Genomic DNA, 19,663 nt, shown 5'->3' on the forward strand with positions numbered 1-19,663 from the left:
ACTCACTGCTCCCGGAACACCATCAGTCCTCGCGACGTCTCCGCGGCATAGAGGTACCCGTCTCCCGGTACCTTCACGCCACTGAGCCCCTCGAGGAACGCCTGGCCCCGGCCTGGATCCGACTCCCGCCACGTATTGTAGTAGGCTCGCGGCTTCGGTGTACTGGGGTTGGACACGTCCAGGATGCGCAGGCCGTCCTGTGCATGGGCCACATACAGTCGCGACCCCACCAGCGTCAGTCCACTCACAGTGGATTCCGGCCGCAGCTGGAACTGTCCCACCTGCTCGATGTGCGCGGGATCCGTCACGTTCAGGGCCCGGATGCGGGAGTTCCAGCCCTCGCTCGCCTCGAAGGCGATCGTCCGACCGTCCCCTTCGATCACTCCCACGGCCACCGGGCGGCTCGTGGCCTTGTCGTAGCCGAAGTGGCCCAGCGTCACCGGCTTGGTGGGCGTCTTCACGTCCGCCACCACCAGACCGTAGCGCCAGTGGCCCACGTAGAGCCGGTCGTTGAAGACCACGCCCTCCACGGGCGTCTCCCCGTTGGCCAAGAGGCTCTCCTCCGCGTAGTAGCGCGCCAGCAACGAGGGTTTGTTCGCATCCTTGGAGAGATCATAGATGAGGACCTCGCCCCGGGGCGCGGGCGACATCAGGTAGAGCCGGTCCTGGTCCACCACCAGGCCCCATCCCTGCACCGCTTGGCGCCAGGACGTGTCCGTGATGCGCGTGGGGGCCTTGGGGTTGCGCACGTCGTAGAGGATCACGCCCTCCTTGGAACTCGACACGTAGAGCGTCTGGCCCCGGACCCATGCCCGGTACCAGACGTCGTTGGAGGGCGAGAGCTCCGCGAGCTTCTCGGGGTGCTCCGGCTTGCTCACATCGTAGATGAAGAGGCCGTCCGAGAGCGCCGTCACATAGGCGAAGCCCCCCGCCACGAACACGTCCGACGCCATGCCCCGGGGCAGGGGCGTCTCCGAGACCAGGGCCACGCCCTCGGCCTCCTGCTCCCCGGCGCGCCGCTGCAGGCGCACCGCCTCGAAGTTACCCGTCAGGTCACCCGCCCCATTGGAGCACCGGCGGAACGTGCCCGTCACCTGGGTGGCGCTCGGGGCCTGGCACCCGGAGAGCACCAGCCGGCTGGAGATGGCCCCGTTGGGGTAGTCCCCCGCCAGGAAGAACGTGCCCTCCCCCACGCGCTGCTCGCTCATGGGCGTGTTGAAGAGCAGGGGGGCGCCCGGAAAGCGCACCGTCCCCGGCGCATCCACCCCCCCCAGCACCACGTTCGCGTTCCAGATGCCCTCGGCCTTGACCGAGGCCAGCGCCGCCGCGTCACAGGCCGAGACATCGAAGGCCTCGAACTCACAGTCCCGCTTGGGCTCCGTATCCACCGTGTTGGAACAACCCACGAGCGCCGGGAGCAGCGCCCCGGTCATGACCAGCAGTAAACGATTCATGCCTCATCCATACCGGTTCATCCGGGGGCGATAAAAGCCCCGGGTGTGACTGGGCCCCCGTGCCAGGGACGTAAGGCGCTGAGCATTCGCCGTGAAGCGCTCGGATGCTTCCCTGGCGCCATGGGATAGCGTGGGGACGTACCTGATTCCTTTCGCCCCCCGCCTCGCAAGGTCACCTCCGTGAACCGACGTGTCCTCCTCACCGCCCTGCTCACCCTCCTCCTGCCCGAGGCGGTGTCCGCACAGGTCTATGTCATCCCGCGCAAGGCGTACCGGTCCCCTGTCCATACCTACGACTTCGAGTGGAAGCACCTGGACATCCTCGTGGGCCCCGAATCCGAGGGTGTCGCGCCCCCCGCGGCCCACCGGGCCCACCAGCAGGCGCCCGGCGCCCCAGGCGGGCCCAGTCCCACCGCCCCCACGCTCGACACCCGGGAGCCCCCCACGCCTCCGGGGCTGGGCACGCCCCTGAGCCCCACCACCCCCGACACGCCGGGCGTGCCCCTGCCTCCCGGGGGGTTCGACGGGGGCGTCGATGGGGGCGTGCCCGCGGACGCCGGCACCGACGAGGCGCCCCTGGCGGTGCCCCTGCCCTTCGAGCTGCCCGATGGCGGCATGTCCGACGCGGGCCAGGCCTATGCCCAGTCGCTCGGGGACAAGAGCGGCGGCGTGCGCTTCTACTTCTACGGCAACGAGCAGGAGGTGGCCCAGTTCGCCGCGCCCCAGCTCGAGGACGCGTACCGCTACCTCGTGGGCCGCTTCAAGTTCGTCCCCACCCAGACCTTCCCGTACATCCTCTACTCCTCCTACCAGGAGTTCCTGCAGACCAACGTCACCGCCGTGTCCGAGGGCACGCTCGGCGTCACCAGCACCCAGGGCAACCTGGAGCTCACCCTGCCCTACCTCGGTGACCACCGGCAGTTCGGGGAGATCAGCTCCCACGAGATGGCCCACCAGTTCACCATCCAGAAGGTCCGCTTCCTCGCGGACCAGGCCAAGGTGGGCGGGGATCCGCTCAACGGCATCCCGCTGTGGTTCATCGAGGGCCTGGCCGAGTTCTACGCCAAGGGCGGGTTGGACCCCGAGGGCGAGATGATGGTGCGCGACCTGCTCGTCAATCCGGACCTCAAGCGCGGCTACGCGTTCCTCGACTTCTGGTCCCCCGGGCCCTACGGCTTCCTGTGGATCTACAAGGTGGGCCAGGCGCGGTGTCAGTTCCTCGAGGACACCTACGGCGCCGGCTTCATCCAGAAGGTGCTCGACAACTCGCCCAAGCTCGTCTCCGGCACGCCCCGGGTGCAGAACCTGGACTTCGAGGGGCTCATGGAGCTGCTCACCGGGGACTCGCCGCAGAAGATCGCCGCCCGGTTCGAGGACTGGCTCAAGCAGCGCTCCTACCGCACCTACCTCAAGTCCCAGCAGGCCTCGACCACGCTGGAGATCCTGCGCGAGCGCAAGGGCATCGTCACCGCGCTCAACAGCCGCCCCGACGGGCGCGTGCTCATCTACCGGAGCATCGTGCCGGAGACGGGCGAGAGCCAGCTCATGCTCGTGGACCCCCGCGCCCCCGACGACGCCCAGAAGATCCAGGGCGACGGCGTGCCGGGCTACGAGTCCCTGCACCCCATCTTCGGCCGCAACTTCGCCCTCAACGACGAGCGCGTGGCGTTCGTGGCCGAGTCGCTCGCGCGCGACATCATCTACGTGCAGCGCTACACCCACAGCGCCAAGCCCGTGAGCCTCGGCGACACGCTGCCCCCCGCCGGCCGCAACCCCTACATCAACAACCCCACCGGCCTGCACAAGGAGGCCCCCTTCCGGGTGGACTTCTCGCTCGGCGAGCGCGTGGCGCACCGGCTCGCCCAGCACGGGCTCATCGCCGCCTACTCCCCGGCCTTCTCCCCGGACGGCGAGAAGCTGGCCTTCATCGGCTTGAACGAGGGCGGCACGCGCGACGTGTACGTCCTGCCGCTCGGGGAGGGCCCCGACGCCAGGCCCCAGCAGCTCACCCGGGACGTCTACGCCGAGCGCAGCCTCACCTGGGGCGCGGCCGGCATCGTGTACACCTCGGACGCCACCTCGCACGGCTACTACAACCTCTTCCGGGTGAAGCCGGAGACGCCCGACCAGGTGGAGCGGCTCACGTCCGAGCCGAGGGACCATCAGGATCCCACGGTGCTGCCCGACGGGCGCCTGTTCTTCGTGGCGTACGACCAGAGCCACGCGGACCTGCACGAGTACACCGGCGGCGGGACGATCGTGCGGCGCACGGACGTGGCCACCGGCCTCTTCGAGCCCGCGCCCGCCCCGGACGGCAACCTGTGGACGCTCTTCCACCTGTCCGGAGAGCGCCAGCCGGCGCTGCTGCGCTCCCAGCAGCTCAAGGGCTACGCGACGGTCCGCGGCGGCCAGGAGGCCGGCCCGCCCAGCCCCCTGCCCCGACGCTCGCTCGAGGGCGCCGAGCCCTACCAGCCCTTCCATCGCAAGAACATCGACCTGGGGCCCATCCTCGGCTTCGCGGGCGCGGGCGCGGGCGGCTTCTTCGGCCAGGTGTTCGGCTCGGCCACGGACCGGCTGCGCAACCACGCCCTGCTCTTCCAGGTGGCCGTGTACGGCTCGCTGTCCCTCACCGACGGCTTCCTCATCTACATGGACCAGTCGCGCCGCACCACCTGGGGCGGGGGCCTCTTCCAGTCCTTGCGCTTCCGCATCGACCGCACGCTCGTGCAGGCCGCCGGCGACCGGTTGCCCATCGGCTACCTCATCTCCGGCGAGCGCTTCTTCGGCGCCACGGGTCTGGCGCGCTACCCGCTGAGCACCTTCACCTTCCTGGAGGCCAACCTCAACGTCGGCGGCTCCAACTACTTCCTCGACCCCACCACCTCGTTCATCCTCAACCTGCCCGAGGTCAACGGCATCGGGGACCTGTACACGCCCTGGAAGCAGAACCAGCCCGGCCTGCGCTTCCAGACCGAGGTGTCCGGCGCCGCCGGCTACAACACCTTGCGCTACCACTACACCGGGGTGCCCACCTCGGGCAGCTCGGTGCTCGGAGAGGTCACCGCCGGCGTGCAGCCCTTCAATGGGGAGTTCTTCGGCAACGTGCGCGTGGACGCCGAGCGCTACTTCCCCATCCCCCTGGGCGCCACCCACATCATGCTGCGTGGCGGCACGGGCTCGAGCTTCGGTGGACGCTTCTCCCGCTCCTTCTACCTGTCCAGCTTCGACACCCTGCGCGGCGTGCCCTTCGGCGACGCGCAGTGGCTCCTCGGCCAGCACTACCTCTACTCCACGCTGGAGTTGCGCGTGCCGCTCGATGCCCTGGTGCGCATCGCCTTCCTCAACTCGCTCATGGGCGTGGCGGGCTTCGACGCGGGCGGCATCGGCTCCTCCGCGCGCAACATCTGGGATAGGCGCGTGGTGGACGCCGCCGTGGGCTTCAACGTGGGCCTGGGCCCCATCCTGCTGCGCCTGCACTTCGCCTACCCCTTCGACGTGAAGGCCCCCGTGGGCCGTCCCGCCGACAAGTGGGTGACGCAGTTCTCCATCGGCCTGGCCGGCCTGGAGGGCTACATGTTCAAGCAGAAGGGCGCGTCCGCCCCGAAGCGGCGCGACGCGCCCCGCTCCCCCGTGTCCCTCGGGGGCCTGCAGGTAGGCCCCCGCTAGCGGGAGGTCAGCAGCACTGGGCGGCCACCAGCGCGGCGTTCGCCCGCGCCAGGGGGCCGCCCTCCCGGGGAATCCGTTCGAAGTCCCCCCGGAGCGCCTTGAGGGCGAACTTCTCCAGGTCGATCTCCCGCCGCGTGCGCGCGCCGAACGCGCGCGCGAGCGTGGCCAGGGGACCGAAGCCGAACAGGCCCTGCTGCAAGAGCAGCCCCGCGGCCACGCCGCCCACCACCGCCCAGCCCGGACGGTTGCGGGGCGCCAGCGCCACGCCCACGAGCGACACCGCCGAGGCCGCCACCGTCACCACCCGGTTGAGGTCCCAGGCGCGCTCCAGCCGATCCAGGTAGTCGCTGATGGCCCGCCGATCGCCGCGCTCGGCCAGGTCGCGGACACAGCGCTCCACGTGCGCGTCGATGCGCCGGTTCATCCCGTCCGGAGAATGCGTGCGCACCGCGTCACTCGGGTTCTGGTTCCAGGATTCCATCGTGTCTCCCGTCTCGGCAGAGGGCTTCCGGAAGGTAGAGACGCCCGACTGCCCCGGTCACCACCCCCCCGCCGCCGTCCGCCCGTCACGCGAGCACCCCTGCGCATTCTCCCCCGCCGTGCCTAGCTTGGGCCGCGTGAAGCCCTCCCGCCCCCTCCTCCTCGCCTGCCTGCTGTGCGTCACGGGCTGCATCCAACGGGATTTCCCGCAAAAGCTGCGCATCCGGGAGGACATCCCCAGCTCGGGGCCCCTGCTGTCGCTCGCCCTCTATCAATCGGTGGGGGTGGGCCTGGGCGAGGGCCATGGCGTGGCCCTGGTGGAGGACGAGCACATCCCCGAGGAGATCGACACGCAGATCCGCCAGGCGCACGGCTCCATCCACCTCTTGATGTCCCGGTGGCGTCCCGGCGCGGACTCGGAGCGGCTGCTGCGGGCGGTGGCCGCGCGGGCCCCGGAGGTGAAGTGCCGCGTGCTCGTGGACCCCCTGGCGAGCCCGGGGTTCGCCGAGAAGGTGGAGCCCGCGCTCGTCCAGAGCGGCTGCGAGGTGCGCGCCTACCGGCCCTTCGTGGGACAAGAGGTGGTGTTCAACGACGAGCGGCTCGCGGCGCGCAACCACCGCCAGCTCGTCATCCGCGACGGGCGCGGCGGCCTCACCGGGGGCACGGGCGTGGGCGGCGAGGGCCCCGCCTGGCACGACACCTACGTGCACGTGGAGGGGCCCGCGGTGCGCCAGCTCCAGCAGGCCTTCGCCCGGGACTGGCTGGAGGCGGGCGGGGGGCTCCTGCCCGCGTCCGAGTTCCCCGCGCTCGAGGCCCAGGGCGCCGCCCGCGCCGCCTTCATCCCCAGCACGGGCTCGCCCTCGCTCAGCCACTCCGAGCGCATGCTCCAGGTCCTCATGGCCTCGGCGCGCCACCGCCTGTGGCTCACCAACGCGTGCTTCGTGCCGAGCGCCGCCACCGTGGCCACGCTCATCCACAAGGCCCAGTCCGGCGTGGACGTGCGCATCCTCGTGCCCGGCCTCCAGGAGGACGCCCGGGTGCTCGCCGCCCAGCGCTCCACCTATGAGCGGCTGCTGGAGAGCGGCGTGCGGCTCTGGGAGTACCAGCGCGCCCCCCTCCAGGCCCGCACGGTGCTCGTGGACGAGCAGCTCGTGGCGGTGGGCTCCACCAGCCTGGAGCCCAACGCCCATGCCCTGCTCGAGGAGGGCGCCTTCGTCATCGAGGACACGCCTCTCGCCCGGTCGCTCGCCGAGCGCTTCGAGCGCGATGTCACGCACGCCAACGAAGTGCGCGCGGACGAATGGCGCGACCGCGGCTGGCTGCAACGGGTGTCCGTCGCCCTGCCCGCCACGGAAGCCGGGTGTCGTTGAGCGGGAAGCGCCGTTCCCACCCGGGCCCACGCGCGAGCGGTGTCGGGCAAGGACATTGCCCTCTTTTCCCGGGACGCCATCCACTGGCGGACACTTCCCCCCCGCCAGGGCTGGGCATCCGTCTTGCTCTGCCCACCGCGCATGAAAACACCGCGCGTGCTCTGCTTCATGACCCTGCTGCTGTCCGTCGCCTGCAGTCCCGAGGGGGGTCTGTCACCGCCGGTCCTGAACCTGCCCGCGCCCGCGCCGGGGGAGCCCTCGCGGCCCGCCCCCGTGGATCCGCCCCAGACCGGGCCCAACGGCCCCGTGACGCCCGAGCCCGCGCCCACGGAGCCGGACCCGCCGCCCGCGCCCGTGCCGGACGAGTCCAAGGCCTTCCTGCTGCCCGACGTGCAGAAGACGGTGCGGCAGTACGAGCTCATCATGCCGGAGAGCGTGCGCCAGCAGTTCTACGCCGACAAGAACACGCCCGAGCAGCCCGCCATCTTCCGCTGTGACGGCGTGGACTACCCGGTGCTGGTGCGCCTGCGCGGCGCGTCCGCGCGCGACTTCCCCAAGAAGAGCTGGAACGTGAGCTTCGAGGGCGACACGCGCTTCGAGGACCGCACCTCGCTCAACCTCGTGGCCGGCTACTCGGACGCGTCCATGCTCGCGGAGAAGATCGCCTTCGACCTGCTGACCGCCATGCGCGTGCCCGCGGCGAGCGTGACCTTCGTGCGCCTGAGCATCAACGGCCAGAACGAGGGCGTCTTCCTGGACATCGAGCAGATCAACAAGGCCTTCCTGCGCGCCCATAACTTCGCGGACAAGGACGCCTCCATCTACCGCGCGGGCTGGAAGGACACCGAGCTCAAGCTGCGCTCCTGGAAGGTGCCCTACCAGGGCGACTGGAAGAAGAAGACCAACGAGAAGAAGGAGAACGACGACGCGCTCGAGGCGGTGCTCGCCGTCATCAACCGCACCCCCGAGCCCCAGCTCGTCTCCGCCCTGGAGAAGCACATGGACATCGAGGGGTACGTGCGCTCCATGGTCATGGACGCCCTCATGGCCAACAACTACGTGGAGGACTCGGAGAGCTACTTCATCTTCGACCACTTCAAGGGCCAGTGGTTCTACGCCGCGTGGGACCTGAACAACGTGGACGCGCGCTGGTGGTACCCGCTGGAGATGGGCCCGGACCTGGTGCCGCACTACCGCCAGCCCCTCTACTCCTTCACCCTGGGCAGCACGGAAATCAGCAAGCGCTACAACGAGCGCAAGAGCATCCACCCGGGCTACCTGCCCGTCTTCTCCAACCTGGCCACCCGCGTGGTGCTCAACCCCGTGCTGCGCGCCCGGCTGGAGGCCCGGCTGGACAAGGCGCTCGCCGAGCTGTTCACCCTGGAGGTGATGGGGCCCTACATCGACGAGCTGCACGCCGTCATCTCGCCGTACATGGCGCAGGACCCCTACATGAGCTACGCGAAGTTCCAGGGGGGCCGCACCTTCATGCGCGACTTCGTGCGCCTGCGCCGGGCCCACATCCTCAAGGAGCGCGAGCGGCTGCGCGCGCTGCCCCAGGGCGTGGTCATCGAGGCGCTGGACGCCCAGGCCGGCTGGGTGGAGCTGCGCAACCGCGGCACCCAGGCGCAGGAGCTCAACGGGCTGATGCTGACCACCAACCTGCGGCGCGCCGTCCCCGCGCTGCTCGTGCCCGAGCCCACCGCGACCCCGCCCGAGCAGGCCGCCGCCGGCCTCCCGGTGGGCAAGACACTCACGACCCGCGTCCTCGCCCCCGGTGAGCGCGTGCGGCTGGATGCCGCGAGCCTCGGCCTCACCTTCGCGCCCGAGGGCGAGCTGGGCCTCTTCGATGGTCAGAGCGTGTCGGGCCTCAAGGACGCCTTCTTCTACGGGCGGCTCGCCGACGGCCGGCACTACGCGCGGGACGAGGACGGCACCTGGCGCGTGCGCTGAGCCGCGCGAGCGGCGCGGAGAGTCCCGGAATCTCCGCGCCGTTCCTTTGCTTTCCTGGACTTACCAACAAGACGTCTTTGTCAAGAAGAGCGTGATGATTTAATTTCATTCAAGCGAGCAGACAGACGAGCGCCTGATTAGATTTCCGCCTCCCTACTGAAGAGGTGGCTTAATCGTGACATCGCTCCCGACGCTGTCGTCCCCGAAGTCCCGTCGTTTCCTCTCGTGGCGCCACGCCTCGCTGTCCGCCGTGCTGGCCCTGGCCACGAGCGCCTCCGCCTCCGCCCCGGTCCAGGACATCCGCGCCGAGTCGCCCGAGCTGACCCTGGGCGTGGTCGAGACGGTGGTCCTGACGCCCGCCGCGGATGCGGCGGTCGACTCCAAGTACCCCACCACCAACCTCGGCACGCAGACGTACGTCGCCACCAGCCCCGAGCGCACCGCGGGGTCCAGCAGCTGGGCGGCCTACGAGGGCTTCCTGCGCTTCGATCTGAGCGGCCTGCCCCGGTACGCACGGGTGCTGTCCGCCCGGTTCACGGCGACGGCCTACCAGGGCATCGCCTATGGCGCGGACGAGAACATCTACATCTCCCTGGTGTCCGATGACTCCTGGAGCGAGACGGAGATCACCTGGGCGAACCGGCCGGAGGTCACCGGCGAGTCGCTCGGCGACTGGCGGGTCCAGGCCGGCATCGGGCCCTGGAGCGCGCCCCGCAACGCCACCCTCGCCACGGACGAGCTGACCAACGCGGTCCAGGGCGAGCTCGCCGGGGACGGGCAGCTCAGCCTCCGGCTGAAGTCGCCCTCGTTCTACTCCGTCTACTTCTCGCGCGAGTCCCCGTACACGCAGTACCACCCGCGGATGGAGATCACCTACGAGGTGGTCGCCCCGCCCAACCCCTGCCTCCACTGCCGTCCGTAGCACGCCCTGGAGCGGCGCCGCGAGGCGGGACGTCCTCGCGGCCCGCCCGCCCCCCGAACGTGCCGAACACGAAGTCGTCAGACGCGCCCCGAGTACATCCCCGCCCACCCATCAACGAGGTTGCTGAATCGTGACATTCTTCTCGACGCTGTCGTCCACGCCGTCCCGTCGTTTCCTCTCGTGGCGCAGCGCCTCGCTGTCCGCCGTGCTGGCCCTGGCCACGGGCGCCTCCGCCGCCGCCCCGGTCCAGGACATCCGCGCCGAGACGCCCGTGCTGGCGCAGGACGTCATCGAGACGGCGGTGTTCACGTCCGACGCGGACGCGATGGTGGATGCCAAGTACCCCACCACCAACTTCGGCACGCAGACGTACCTGGCCACCAGCCCCGAGCTCTCCTCCGGGTACTGGTCGCGCCATGAGTCCTTCGTGCGCTTCGATCTCAGCGGCCTGCCCCGCTCCGCGCGGGTGCTGTCCGTCCGGTTCACGCTGACGTCCTACCAGGGCATCTCCTTCGGCGCGGACGAGAACGTCTACACCCACCTGGTGGCCGACGACACCTGGCGCGAGACGGACATCACCTGGGCGAACCGGCCGGACGCCACCGGCGAGTCGCTGGGGCAGTGGCGGGTCAAGCCCAGGCTGGGGGGCGCCTACAGCGTCTACCTGGAGGACTCGATCACCACGGACGCACTGGTCGACGCGGTCCAGGGTGAGATCGAGGGGGACGGACAGCTCAGCCTCCGCGTGAGCGCCCCCTGGTTCTACTCCGTCTACATCTCGCGTGAGTCCCCGTACAAGCAGGCCTACCCGCGGTTGGAGATCACCTACCAGTTCACCCCGCCCAGCCCCTGACTCACCCGCCGTCCGTAGGACGCCCCGGAGCGGCGCCGCGAGGCTGGACGTCCTCGCGGCCCGCCCGCACCAGGGCCCGGCCCGCCCCCACCAGGAACGCGCCGAACACGAGGAAGCCCACGTCCCAGGCGAGCTGACTGTCGCCGGGGCGCACGTGGTGCACGCCGAGCAGCTGGTGGTCGATGAGGCCCTCCACCACGTTGAAGGCGCCCCAGCCGATGGCGAGCGCCCCCACGAAGGTCCGCGTCGACCAGGGCACCTCGGGCCGCTGCCCCGCGCGCCACAGGAGCCCCACGCCCAGCGCCGTCATCACCCAGGTGAAGGCGTGGAAGAGCCCGTCCCAGAACATGTTGATCTTCATCGACACCAGATCCGTGGGCGGCAGCCGGGACGACAGCATGCTGTGCCACTGCAACACCTGGTGCAGCAGGATGCCGTCCACGAAGCCTCCGAGCCCCGTGCCGAGCAGCACCCCCGCCGCCAGGATCGCGCCTTGATGCCGAGCCGCCTTCGCCATGCGTCCTCCACCCCGTCCTTTCAGTCCCGCTCGGGCCCGGGCAGCCCCACGCGGTAGAGCAGCGCGCTGAGGAAGCCCAGGCACACGAAGGGCACGGCCACCATCACCAGGGGCTCCCAGAAGCCGCCCTCGAACACGGCCCGCCGCACCTCGCGGGCGCTGGGACAGTCCGGACAGGCCCTCGCGGCCCCCGCGCCCCACACGCCCACGAGCCCCAGGGCCCCCGCCGCCATGCGCCTCACGTCCATGCGGACGTGCTTAGGCCCCCGGGCGACGGGCGCCAACTGGTCCCCACGCCAAGCGTTCACTACCGCCGCTCGCGCACCTTCAGGACCCGGCGCGCGCTGAGCCCCCGGTCATCCGAGACGAGGATCTCGTGGTCCCCCGCCGAGGGCGCCCACCACACCCGCTCGTCCGCCCGCGCCGAGCCCAGGAAGGCGCCATCCACGAACCACGACAGCTCCCGGTCCCCGTCCACCTCGGCCTCCAGGGGCACTTCCTGCTGGTCCGCGGGCACCCCCGCCAGGAGCAGCGTCACCTGGCCCGCGCCGGGCGAGACGATCTCCGGGGCCTTCTGGCCGCCGCCGGGCGCGCACCCCGGCGCGAAGGCGGGCGGCTGGGGCAGCATGCGGTGCTGGTCCGTGAGCCAGCGCCGGATGCTCGCCGGCCAGGTGAGGAACACCCGCGACGCGGTGGGCCGGCCGTCCCGACACGCGGGGCTCACCGCCAGGCCCGTCACCGCGTCCACCTCCACCTGCTGGTGGTAGGGGCAGGGCTCGGTGGGCACGTGGCTGCGCTCGGCGTAGGTGAAACGCCGCTGGGCACAGGCCTCGGTGGGCAGGTGGCCCGACCAGGCGCACACCTCCACCCGGGTGAGGTCCCCCGGGGGCAGCGCGTCCGGATCCGGGCCGCGCTCGCGGGGCGCCAGGCCCTCGAGGATGTCGAAGAGCAGCGGCCCCGAGGCCTCCGCGCCCACCAGGTGCACGCTGGGCGTGTTGTCGAAGTTGCCCGTCCACACCACCGCCGTGTGCCGGGGCCCGGAGCCCGCGGCCCACGCGTCCCGGTGGCCGAAGCTCGTGCCCGTCTTCCAGTGCACCTGGGAGGGCAGGCCCATCATCCGCCGCCGCTCGGGGAAGTCCGGCCGGTCCTTCAGGGACAGCGCCCGCCGGGTGAGCCACGCCGCCCCGGGCGAGAAGAGCACCTGGGGCGCGGCCGGGGCCCGGCCCTCCGCCAGGAGCGTGAGGGGCCGCGCGCGGCCATTCTCCGCGAGCGCCAGGTAGACGCCGGCCAATTCCAGGGGTGTCACCTCGATGCCGCCCACGGCCGCGGACAGGCCGTAGTGGCCCGGGTCCGGCACGAGGCTGCGCACCCCCGCGAGCCGCAGGGTGCCGAGGAAGCGCTCCACGCCCAGGCGCTGCAGGAGCTTCACGAAGGGCATGTTGAGCGACTGCGAGAGCGCGTCCTCCAGTCGCACGAGCCCCTGGAAGCGGCCGTCGAAGTTGCGCGGCGCGTAGGTGCCGTACGCGGCGGGCACGTCCGCCACGCGCTGGTCCGGCCCGGCCAGGCCCTGGTCGATGGCGAGCGCGTAGATGAGGGGCTTGAGCGCCGAGCCCGGCGAGCGCGGCGTGTCGAAGCCGGGCAGCTGCCCCCCGTGCGCCGTGTCGAAGAAGTCGAAGCTGCCCACCAGCGCCACCACCTCCGCGCGCTCGCGGTCCACCACCACCGCCACGCCGTTGTGGATGCCCTGGGGCCGCAGGCCGGGCGCGGCCTCCCGCATCGTGCGCTCCACCAGCCGCTGCGCGCCCGCGTCCAGCGTGGTGCGCAGCCGCCCCTGGCCCGGATTGCGGGCCCGCAGCCACACCGCCGCGTGGGGCGCCTCGCGCGCGAAGGGCACCAGCCGGGGCGGCACCGGCGTGGCGCGCACCTGCTCGAACAGCACCTCGGCGGACACCCGCGCCGACTCGGGCCCGAGCGGCAGCGCGTTCCCGTCCAGCAGCCGCCGGGCCACCCCATCGCGCGCGTCCTTGAGCCGCGAGGCGTTCTGGGGCGAGGGAAAGCGCCGGTTGGGGTTCTGCGGCACCGCGAGCAGCGTGGCCATCTCCGCCGCGCTCAGGTGCGTGGCCCGGTGGCCGAAGTACGCCAGCGACGCCGCCTCCACGCCCTCCATGTTGCGCCCATAGGGCACGAACTGCAGATAGGCCTCCAGTATCTCCCGCTTGCTCAGCCGCAGCTCCAGCTGCAGCGCGCGGCACGACTCGATCACCTTGGACAGCAAGGTGCGCGGCCGGGGCTCCAGCACCCGCACGAGCTGCAACGTGAGCGTGGAGGCCCCGGACACCCGCCGCCCCCGGAGCACGTTGGTCACCGCGGCGCGGACCACCGCCAGCGGATCCACCCCGGGGTGCCACCAGAAGCGCTGGTCCTCCAGCGTCAAGAGGGCCCGGAGGTAGGCCGGGTCCACCTCCTCCAGCCGCGTGGGCACCCGCCAGCGCTGGTCCGGCGCCAGGAAGACATGGGCCGCCGTGCCATCCCGGTACTCCACCACCACCGAGTGGGCCGCCGACAGCCGCTCGGGCAGGGGCAGCCCCCACGCCGCGGCGAGCGCGCCGAGCGTGAGGACCCCGAGCAGGAGGGCGCCCCGGAGCACCCTCCCCCATGTGAAGCGCGGCGCCATCAGAGCAGGAAGTCCGCCCAGGGGCCCTCGATGCGCACCGCGCCGCCCGCCTCGCGCGCCCAGACGCGCGGGTCGTACATGGCCTCGGCCTCCACGGGCGGCAGGGTGAACGTGCCGGACGTCACCGCGCGCACCGCGTAGATGACCGAGCGCGTCTCGCGCGGCTCCAGGGCGCCGAACACCTCCACCCGGTCGTCGCGCAGGTTCACGTAGTCCGCCGTCCACTGCTCGTCGCGCGAGGCCCACTCCACCGCGCCGCCCCGACCCAGGCGGGCGTTCTCGATCTCCCAGCCCGCGGGCAGCCGGTCCACCAGCGCGATGTTCTGGATGCGCTCGGCCGTGGTGTTGGTGATCTTCACCTCCACGTAGATGAGCTCGGCCAGGGCGCGCGCGTCCTTCTTCACGTCGAGCACGTTGCCCGACAGGTCGCGGTACTGGCGCGTGAGGCGCAGGCCCTCGCCGCCCGTGCGGTACTGGCCGCCCGTGCGCACGCCGTCACTGGCGAGCACGAGGTAGAGCTTGCCCTCGGACTTCTCGGGGACCTCGAGGCTCACGCCCTTGCGCTCGCTGGCGCGCACCAGCGCCCACGTGCGGTCGGCCGCGCGCTGCTTGCCGCCCACCTGGGGCTTCTGCTCCTTGCCATCCGCCGTCAGCACGGGCGGCGCGAAGGACGTGGCCGCGCCCGCCACGCGCTTGCCCAGGCCGGTGATGCCCCAGACGAGCTCCTGGGTGGTGTAGTACTCGCTGCGCTCGCGCTTGAGCGCCTCGGCCACCATCTGGGCGAGCGGCTCGCCCGTGGCGTCGTTGCCGAACAGGTCCTGGAAGGTGCTGAGCATGAAGCCGCGCCGGCGGCGGTCCGAGTAGAAGGACCAGCCGTTGGAGCGCTCGTCCTTGAGGGCCGTGACGTCGGGGTTGCGCAGCTCCTTCTCGTAGCGCCGGTCTCCCGCCAGGTACAGCGCGGCCTGGAGCATGTACTCGCGCTCGGCCTTCTCGCCGACGCTGGAGGCGCGCCGCTCCGGGTTCTGCTCGAGCAGCTTCTGCGCGCGCGCCTTCTGCCCCTTGCCCGCGAGCGCCAGCACGTAGTGCATGTAGGCCTCGCCATTGTCGGAGGCGTAGTAGGAGCTGGAGCCCTGGTCCGGGTGGCTCTCGCGGTACTTCACGCGCTCGACCATCCAGTTGACGGCGTCATCGAGCCGGTCCTGGGGCACGGTGTACTTGCGCTTCTGCGCGTCGAGCAGCATGTGCGTGGCGTAGGCGGTGCCCCACTCCACGGGCTCGGGGGCGCCCGGCCAGTAGCCGAAGCCGCCCGAGGGCGTCTGCATGGAGAAGACGCGCTGGATGCCCGAGCCCACCATGTCCTCGATCTTCGCGGTGGCGGTGAGCGTCGGGTCCACGCTGTCCACCAGCTCCGACACGTAGAGCAGCGGGCGGGTGGAGGACGTCGTCTGCTCGATGCAGCCGTAGGGGTAGCGCACGAGGTAGGACAGGTGCTGGAAGGACTCGGCGTAGGGGTTGGCCGTCACCCAGAACGTGGAGCGCTCGCTCGTGGGCAGCCAGCCCTGGAGGTAGGGCGCCAGGTCCAGCGTACCCTGGGCCAGCTCGAGCCGCTGCACCTTGCGCTCACGGGGACCCGACGGCAGGAAGGGCACGTCGAGCTGCTCGAAGGACGTGTGGCCGCCACCGGTGGCCACCACCTTGAGCCGCGCGGCGCCCACCGCCTGGACCGCCCGGCCCTGGAAGACGAGCGTGGCCGCCTTGCCGTTCTCCAGCCGCACCTGGCCCTCGCTCTTGCCGAGCAGTTGCAGGGGCGAGGCCTGGGTGGCGGGCATGGCCATGCCGGGCACGGGCAGGTTCTCCGCCGTGAGGGACACCTTCACGTCCTGCGGCTTGCCGGACAGGTTGGTGACGAAGACGGGGATCTGGATCTCGTCGCCCTGGCTCAGGAAGCGCGGCAGCGTGGCCTGGAGCACGAGCGGGTCGCGCACGAGCACCTGCGCGCTGGCATGGCCGATGCGCTTGGGGCCCGCCGTCACCGCCATGACGCGCACGGCGCCGCGGTACTGGGGCAGCTGGAAGGGCACGCGCAGCTTGCCGCTCGAGGGCACCGGGACCACCCCACTCCACAGGGCCACGGGCTTGACCGGCTGCACCCGGCCCGCCGCGCCCTCGTCCCCGTCACCACCCGTGGAGCGGCTGGCGCCCGCGGGGGGGATGAGCAGCGTCCAGCCCAGCGTCTCGTACGTCTGCACGCCCAGGGCGCGCTTGGCGAAGAGCGCCGTGAGCGGATCCGGGCTCTGGAAGCGCGTGAGCGAGAGGATGCCCTCGTCCACCACCGCCACCGTGGCGAAGGTGCCCGGCTCCACCGCGCCCAGCTCCAGGTCCACGGACAGGGCCTCGTTGGAGCGCACCTCCTGGGGGACCTTCAGGGTGAGCGGCTGGGTGAAGGCCACCGGCTCCACCGTCACGCTGGCCACGCCGAAGGCGCGGTCCGGCATGAAGGACTGGGCGGACTCCAGGTGGGGATCCTTCACCAGGAAGGCGCTCACGTAGAGGTTGGGCGCGAAGGCCGAGGGCGTGAAGCTCCACGTCACCTCGCCCGGCTCCACCGCCTTCCACTCGGAGGCCAGCACCCCGTCCGTCTCGGCGGTGAAGAGCATGCGGCCGCGGTAGGGCGCCTTCACCTTCACGGCGAGCGCCTCGCCCACCCGGGCCGAGCGCGGCAGCTCCACCGCGAGCGACGTGGGCCGGGCCGGACGGGGCGTCTGGTCCACCCGCGCCGAGGAGTTGTCCCACCAGTAGTAGCGGCCGTGGCCCTCCAACTGGAGGTCCGTCTGCGTGGCGCCCGAGCGCACGCGCACGAGGTAGCCCGCCGCGTCCGTGGAGGGCGTCACCTGGAGGGAGAACTTGCCCCCCTCGAGCTTCACCGTGTCCCGGCCCTCGCGCACCGGGCGCAGGTGGCGCTGGTAGCGCTCCTCGCCCGAGCTCTCGTCGTAGAAGTAGCCGTACTCCTCGTCCAGCCGCAGGTACTCCACCTGCACGGGCTTGATCTGCTTGCCGTAGGGCGCGCCCTGCCAGTCCACCACCACGCCGGTGACGGTGAAGGGCTGGCCCGCCTTGACCTTCTGCACGTTGGCCTGGAGGCCCACGTAGTAGGGCTCGGGGTGCACCGGCACGCTCGTGTCGCCCACGGTGGAGCGGCCGCTGCCGGCCTCGAAGACACTCGCCTGGGCCACGAGCTTCGCCGGCCCCTTGAAGCCGCCCACGTCCTGCTGCGCCGGGCAGCTCACCAGGGCCTGGCCCTTGGCGTCGAGCTCGCCCTTCACCTGGCCGAGCACGGTGCCCTTCACCTCGGAGCCCTCGGGGCGCCACACGCCATAGGCGAGCTGCGCGTTCTCCTTGGGCCGGAAGACGGACGGCTCCAACCGGCACGTCACCTCCAGGGGGCTGCCCTCGGCCGAGCCGCCGAAGAGGTAGGCGGCCTCCACGCCCACCGGCACCGCCTCGCCCTGCACGTAGCCGGGCTTGTCGGTGCTCGCCGTCACCTTCATGCGCTCGGGGACGAACTCCTCCACGTTGAGGCCGTAGGTGGCCACCGGGTTGTCGGCCACCTCCAGCACCACGCGGTAGGCGCCCGTGTCCTGGTAGGCCTCGAAGGGCACGTCCAGCGACACCAGGCCCGCCTCGTTCGTCTTCACCGTCACCTTGCGCAGGTCGCGCTCGCGCGGGTCCACCACGCGCAGCTGCACGGGCACGCCCGCCGGAGGGGCCAGGTCATCGCGGCCCCGCAGCACCGCCACCACGTGCGCCGTGTCCCCCGGGCGGTACACGCCCCGGTCCGAGTAGATCGAGGCCCGGTAGGCCACGTCCGAGCGGTACGGCGCGCCCTGCACGTCCGAGTTGGCGATCTCCGTCTTGAGCTCGCTGTACTTGAGGTAGGTGAAGTCCTCGCCCTTGCGCGCGAGCAGGGCGAAGGGCTCGGCGGTGTCCAGCCCGGGGGCGGGCACCGAGAGCTTGCAGCCGGAGGCACCCGAGGTGGTGCAGCGCGCCACGGCCTGACCGCTCTTCTTCACCAGGGACACCTCGACGCCCGACTGGGGCTCGGTGTTCTCCATGCCCAGCGCCCACACGAACACCTCTTCCTGGGCCTCGGCGCCCAGGGGCGCGGCGCCGCGCTTGGCCACGAGGCTCAGGTCGGTGAGCAGGATGCGGGAGGAGGCGGTGCGCTCGCCGTCCGTGGCGCGGATCTCCACGAGCCCCCGGGTGGTGGCCGGCACGAGCGAGCCCACGTCCACCCAGGTGGTGGTCAGCGTGTCCGCCAGGCCCTGCACCGCGAGCGTCTTCTTGGCGATGACGTTGGAGGTGCGCTCGTCGGCGGCCTCCTGCGAGTCGTTGCTCATCCAGAAGAGGAAGTTCTCCTGGGGCACGTTGCGCACGGTGAGCTCCACCTCGTCCAGGTTGAGGTGGTTGAGGGGCAGGTTGCGCCAGGCGGCGCGCGGCAGGTAGCGGCCGGCGGTGCCGAAGCTCAGCTGGGGCGTGCGCGCGGAGATGGAGAAGGACTTCTCGTAGGTGGACAGCAGCGCGCCGCCCGTGGTGGACAGGGCGCCCGCGTCGATGCGCAGGGCGTAGGTGCCGCGCTTGAAGTCACCCAGGACACGGAAGCCCCGGCGCGAGGGCGACACGGAGAACTTCACGGGCGGGGTGAGGTGCACGCTGGCCGCGGCCGAGTCCTCGTCCAGGCTGCAGCGCGAGCCGCTGTGCTGGTCATAGCCGTAGTCGTACTCGTCCTCCTCGTCATCGGTGGGGGTCTTCTCGCCCTCCACCTCCACGCAGCGCACCTCGATGTAGTGGCCGGTGGTGCCCTGCTGGACGTAGGCCTGGGTGATGTCCAGGCGCTTGCCCACGTGCAGCGTGAAGGCGTCCTGCGCCGCGGGCGCCGCCTCCGTCTTGCGGCCCGAGGGCACGAGGCCGGCCTTGAGGGTGAAGCGCACCTCGGCGCCGGGCCGCAGGGCCGCGCCCCCGAGCGTGGCGGTGAGCACGTGCGGGTCGTTCGGCTGGCTGCGCAGCTTCACGTCGGACACGGCCTTGCCATCCACGGAGAAGGCGATGACGCGGCGCACGCTGGTCGCGTCCACCGGGCCGGAGAAGACGAGGTCCGCCTCGACCTTGCCCTTGGCCACGTCCACCTGGCGCGGCGACAGGCGCAGGAAGGAGAAGGCGGGCGTGGTGAAGGCGTGGCGCCAGGCGCCCTCGGTCGAGGGCTTGAGCACGGTGCCGTTCTCCAGCTCCAACGACTCCAGGGTGACGGTGTAGGGCGTCTGGAAGGCGAAGCCCGAGCCCTGCGTCTTGAAGACGAGCGTGGAGGCGCCGCGGTAGCTCAGCAGGCCCGGCACGTTCGGGCTCACCGTGAACACGGTGCCCTTGCGCACCCGCTGGTCCCCCGGCATCACCGGACGGGGGAACTCGAGCACCACCTCGCGCGGCACCATGCCCTCGGCGGCGAGCTCGTGGATGGAGGGCGTGAGGACGTCCGCCGGGGGCGGGGTGGCGGGCTTCGCGGGAGCGGTCGCGCCCGGCGTCGGGGTGGTGGGAGCGGTCGGCGAGGCCGGGGTGGCCGGAGCCTGGGGCTCGTCCTTCTTGCAACCGGAGAGCGCGCTCACGAGCAGGGCCGCCAGCACCCAGCGCGACGTGCCCGCGCGCGGCGGCCGGGACATCGGAATGGACTGCGGATTCATGGAGACTCCGAGAGAGGGAGGACTGCGTCTTTTCACACGGCG

The 19,663-nt window shown here is 71.5% G+C and carries 11 protein-coding genes; 5 read left to right on the forward strand and 6 right to left on the reverse strand.

Going from position 1 to position 19,663, the window contains the following annotated elements:
* Window positions 1-2 precede the first annotated feature (2 nt).
* Window positions 3-1,454 (reverse strand): LVIVD repeat-containing protein, encoded by a 1,452-nt coding sequence (locus tag I3V78_RS32270; protein ID WP_204493629.1) that lies wholly within the window; start codon window positions 1,452-1,454, stop codon window positions 3-5.
* A 180-nt stretch (window positions 1,455-1,634) separates the two neighbouring features.
* Between I3V78_RS32270 and I3V78_RS32275 the strand changes: the two genes are divergently transcribed.
* Window positions 1,635-5,120: a PD40 domain-containing protein gene (locus tag I3V78_RS32275; protein ID WP_204493631.1), complete on the forward strand. Its 3,486-nt coding sequence runs from the start codon at window positions 1,635-1,637 to the stop codon at window positions 5,118-5,120.
* Between the two features lie 7 nt (window positions 5,121-5,127).
* Here I3V78_RS32275 and I3V78_RS32280 read toward each other — a convergent pair whose 3' ends face one another.
* Window positions 5,128-5,601, reverse strand: coding sequence for a DUF2892 domain-containing protein (locus I3V78_RS32280; RefSeq protein ID WP_204493633.1), 474 nt, complete (start codon window positions 5,599-5,601; stop codon window positions 5,128-5,130).
* A gap of 136 nt (window positions 5,602-5,737) precedes the next feature.
* Between I3V78_RS32280 and I3V78_RS40255 the strand changes: the two genes are divergently transcribed.
* The 4 genes from I3V78_RS40255 to I3V78_RS32300 all read left to right on the forward strand — a co-directional run bounded on the left by I3V78_RS40255 (window position 5,738) and on the right by I3V78_RS32300 (window position 10,698).
* Window positions 5,738-6,970: a phospholipase D-like domain-containing protein gene (locus I3V78_RS40255; protein ID WP_204493635.1), complete on the forward strand. Its 1,233-nt coding sequence runs from the start codon at window positions 5,738-5,740 to the stop codon at window positions 6,968-6,970.
* 156 nt (window positions 6,971-7,126) lie between these two features.
* Window positions 7,127-8,923 carry a CotH kinase family protein gene (locus tag I3V78_RS32290; RefSeq protein WP_338023805.1) on the forward strand — a complete coding sequence of 599 codons (1,797 nt, stop codon included), beginning with the start codon at window positions 7,127-7,129 and terminating at the stop codon, window positions 8,921-8,923.
* A 175-nt stretch (window positions 8,924-9,098) separates the two neighbouring features.
* Window positions 9,099-9,845, forward strand: a complete 747-nt coding sequence (locus I3V78_RS32295) for a DNRLRE domain-containing protein (RefSeq protein ID WP_204493640.1) — start codon at window positions 9,099-9,101, stop codon at window positions 9,843-9,845.
* 130 nt (window positions 9,846-9,975) lie between these two features.
* Window positions 9,976-10,698, forward strand: a complete 723-nt coding sequence (locus I3V78_RS32300) for a DNRLRE domain-containing protein (RefSeq protein ID WP_204493642.1) — start codon at window positions 9,976-9,978, stop codon at window positions 10,696-10,698.
* A 1-nt stretch (window position 10,699) separates the two neighbouring features.
* Here the strand turns inward: I3V78_RS32300 and I3V78_RS32305 are convergent, their stop codons facing one another.
* Genes I3V78_RS32305 through I3V78_RS32320 form a run of 4 tightly spaced genes read right to left on the reverse strand, consistent with a single transcriptional unit; the run spans window position 10,700 to window position 19,621 of the window.
* Window positions 10,700-11,215, reverse strand: coding sequence for a DUF2243 domain-containing protein (locus I3V78_RS32305; protein ID WP_204493644.1), 516 nt, complete (start codon window positions 11,213-11,215; stop codon window positions 10,700-10,702).
* A gap of 20 nt (window positions 11,216-11,235) precedes the next feature.
* Complete coding sequence (locus I3V78_RS32310; RefSeq protein ID WP_204493646.1) at window positions 11,236-11,463, reverse strand: hypothetical protein; 228 nt, start codon at window positions 11,461-11,463, stop codon at window positions 11,236-11,238.
* 59 nt (window positions 11,464-11,522) lie between these two features.
* Window positions 11,523-13,889: a penicillin-binding protein 1C gene (gene pbpC, locus I3V78_RS32315; protein ID WP_204493648.1), complete on the reverse strand. Its 2,367-nt coding sequence runs from the start codon at window positions 13,887-13,889 to the stop codon at window positions 11,523-11,525.
* Window positions 13,889-19,621, reverse strand: a complete 5,733-nt coding sequence (locus I3V78_RS32320) for an alpha-2-macroglobulin family protein (RefSeq protein WP_204493650.1) — start codon at window positions 19,619-19,621, stop codon at window positions 13,889-13,891. The genes pbpC and I3V78_RS32320 overlap by 1 nt, the downstream gene beginning before the upstream one ends.
* Window positions 19,622-19,663 lie beyond the last annotated feature (42 nt).

The organism is Archangium primigenium (assembly GCF_016904885.1).
GTDB lineage: Bacteria > Myxococcota > Myxococcia > Myxococcales > Myxococcaceae > Cystobacter > Cystobacter primigenius.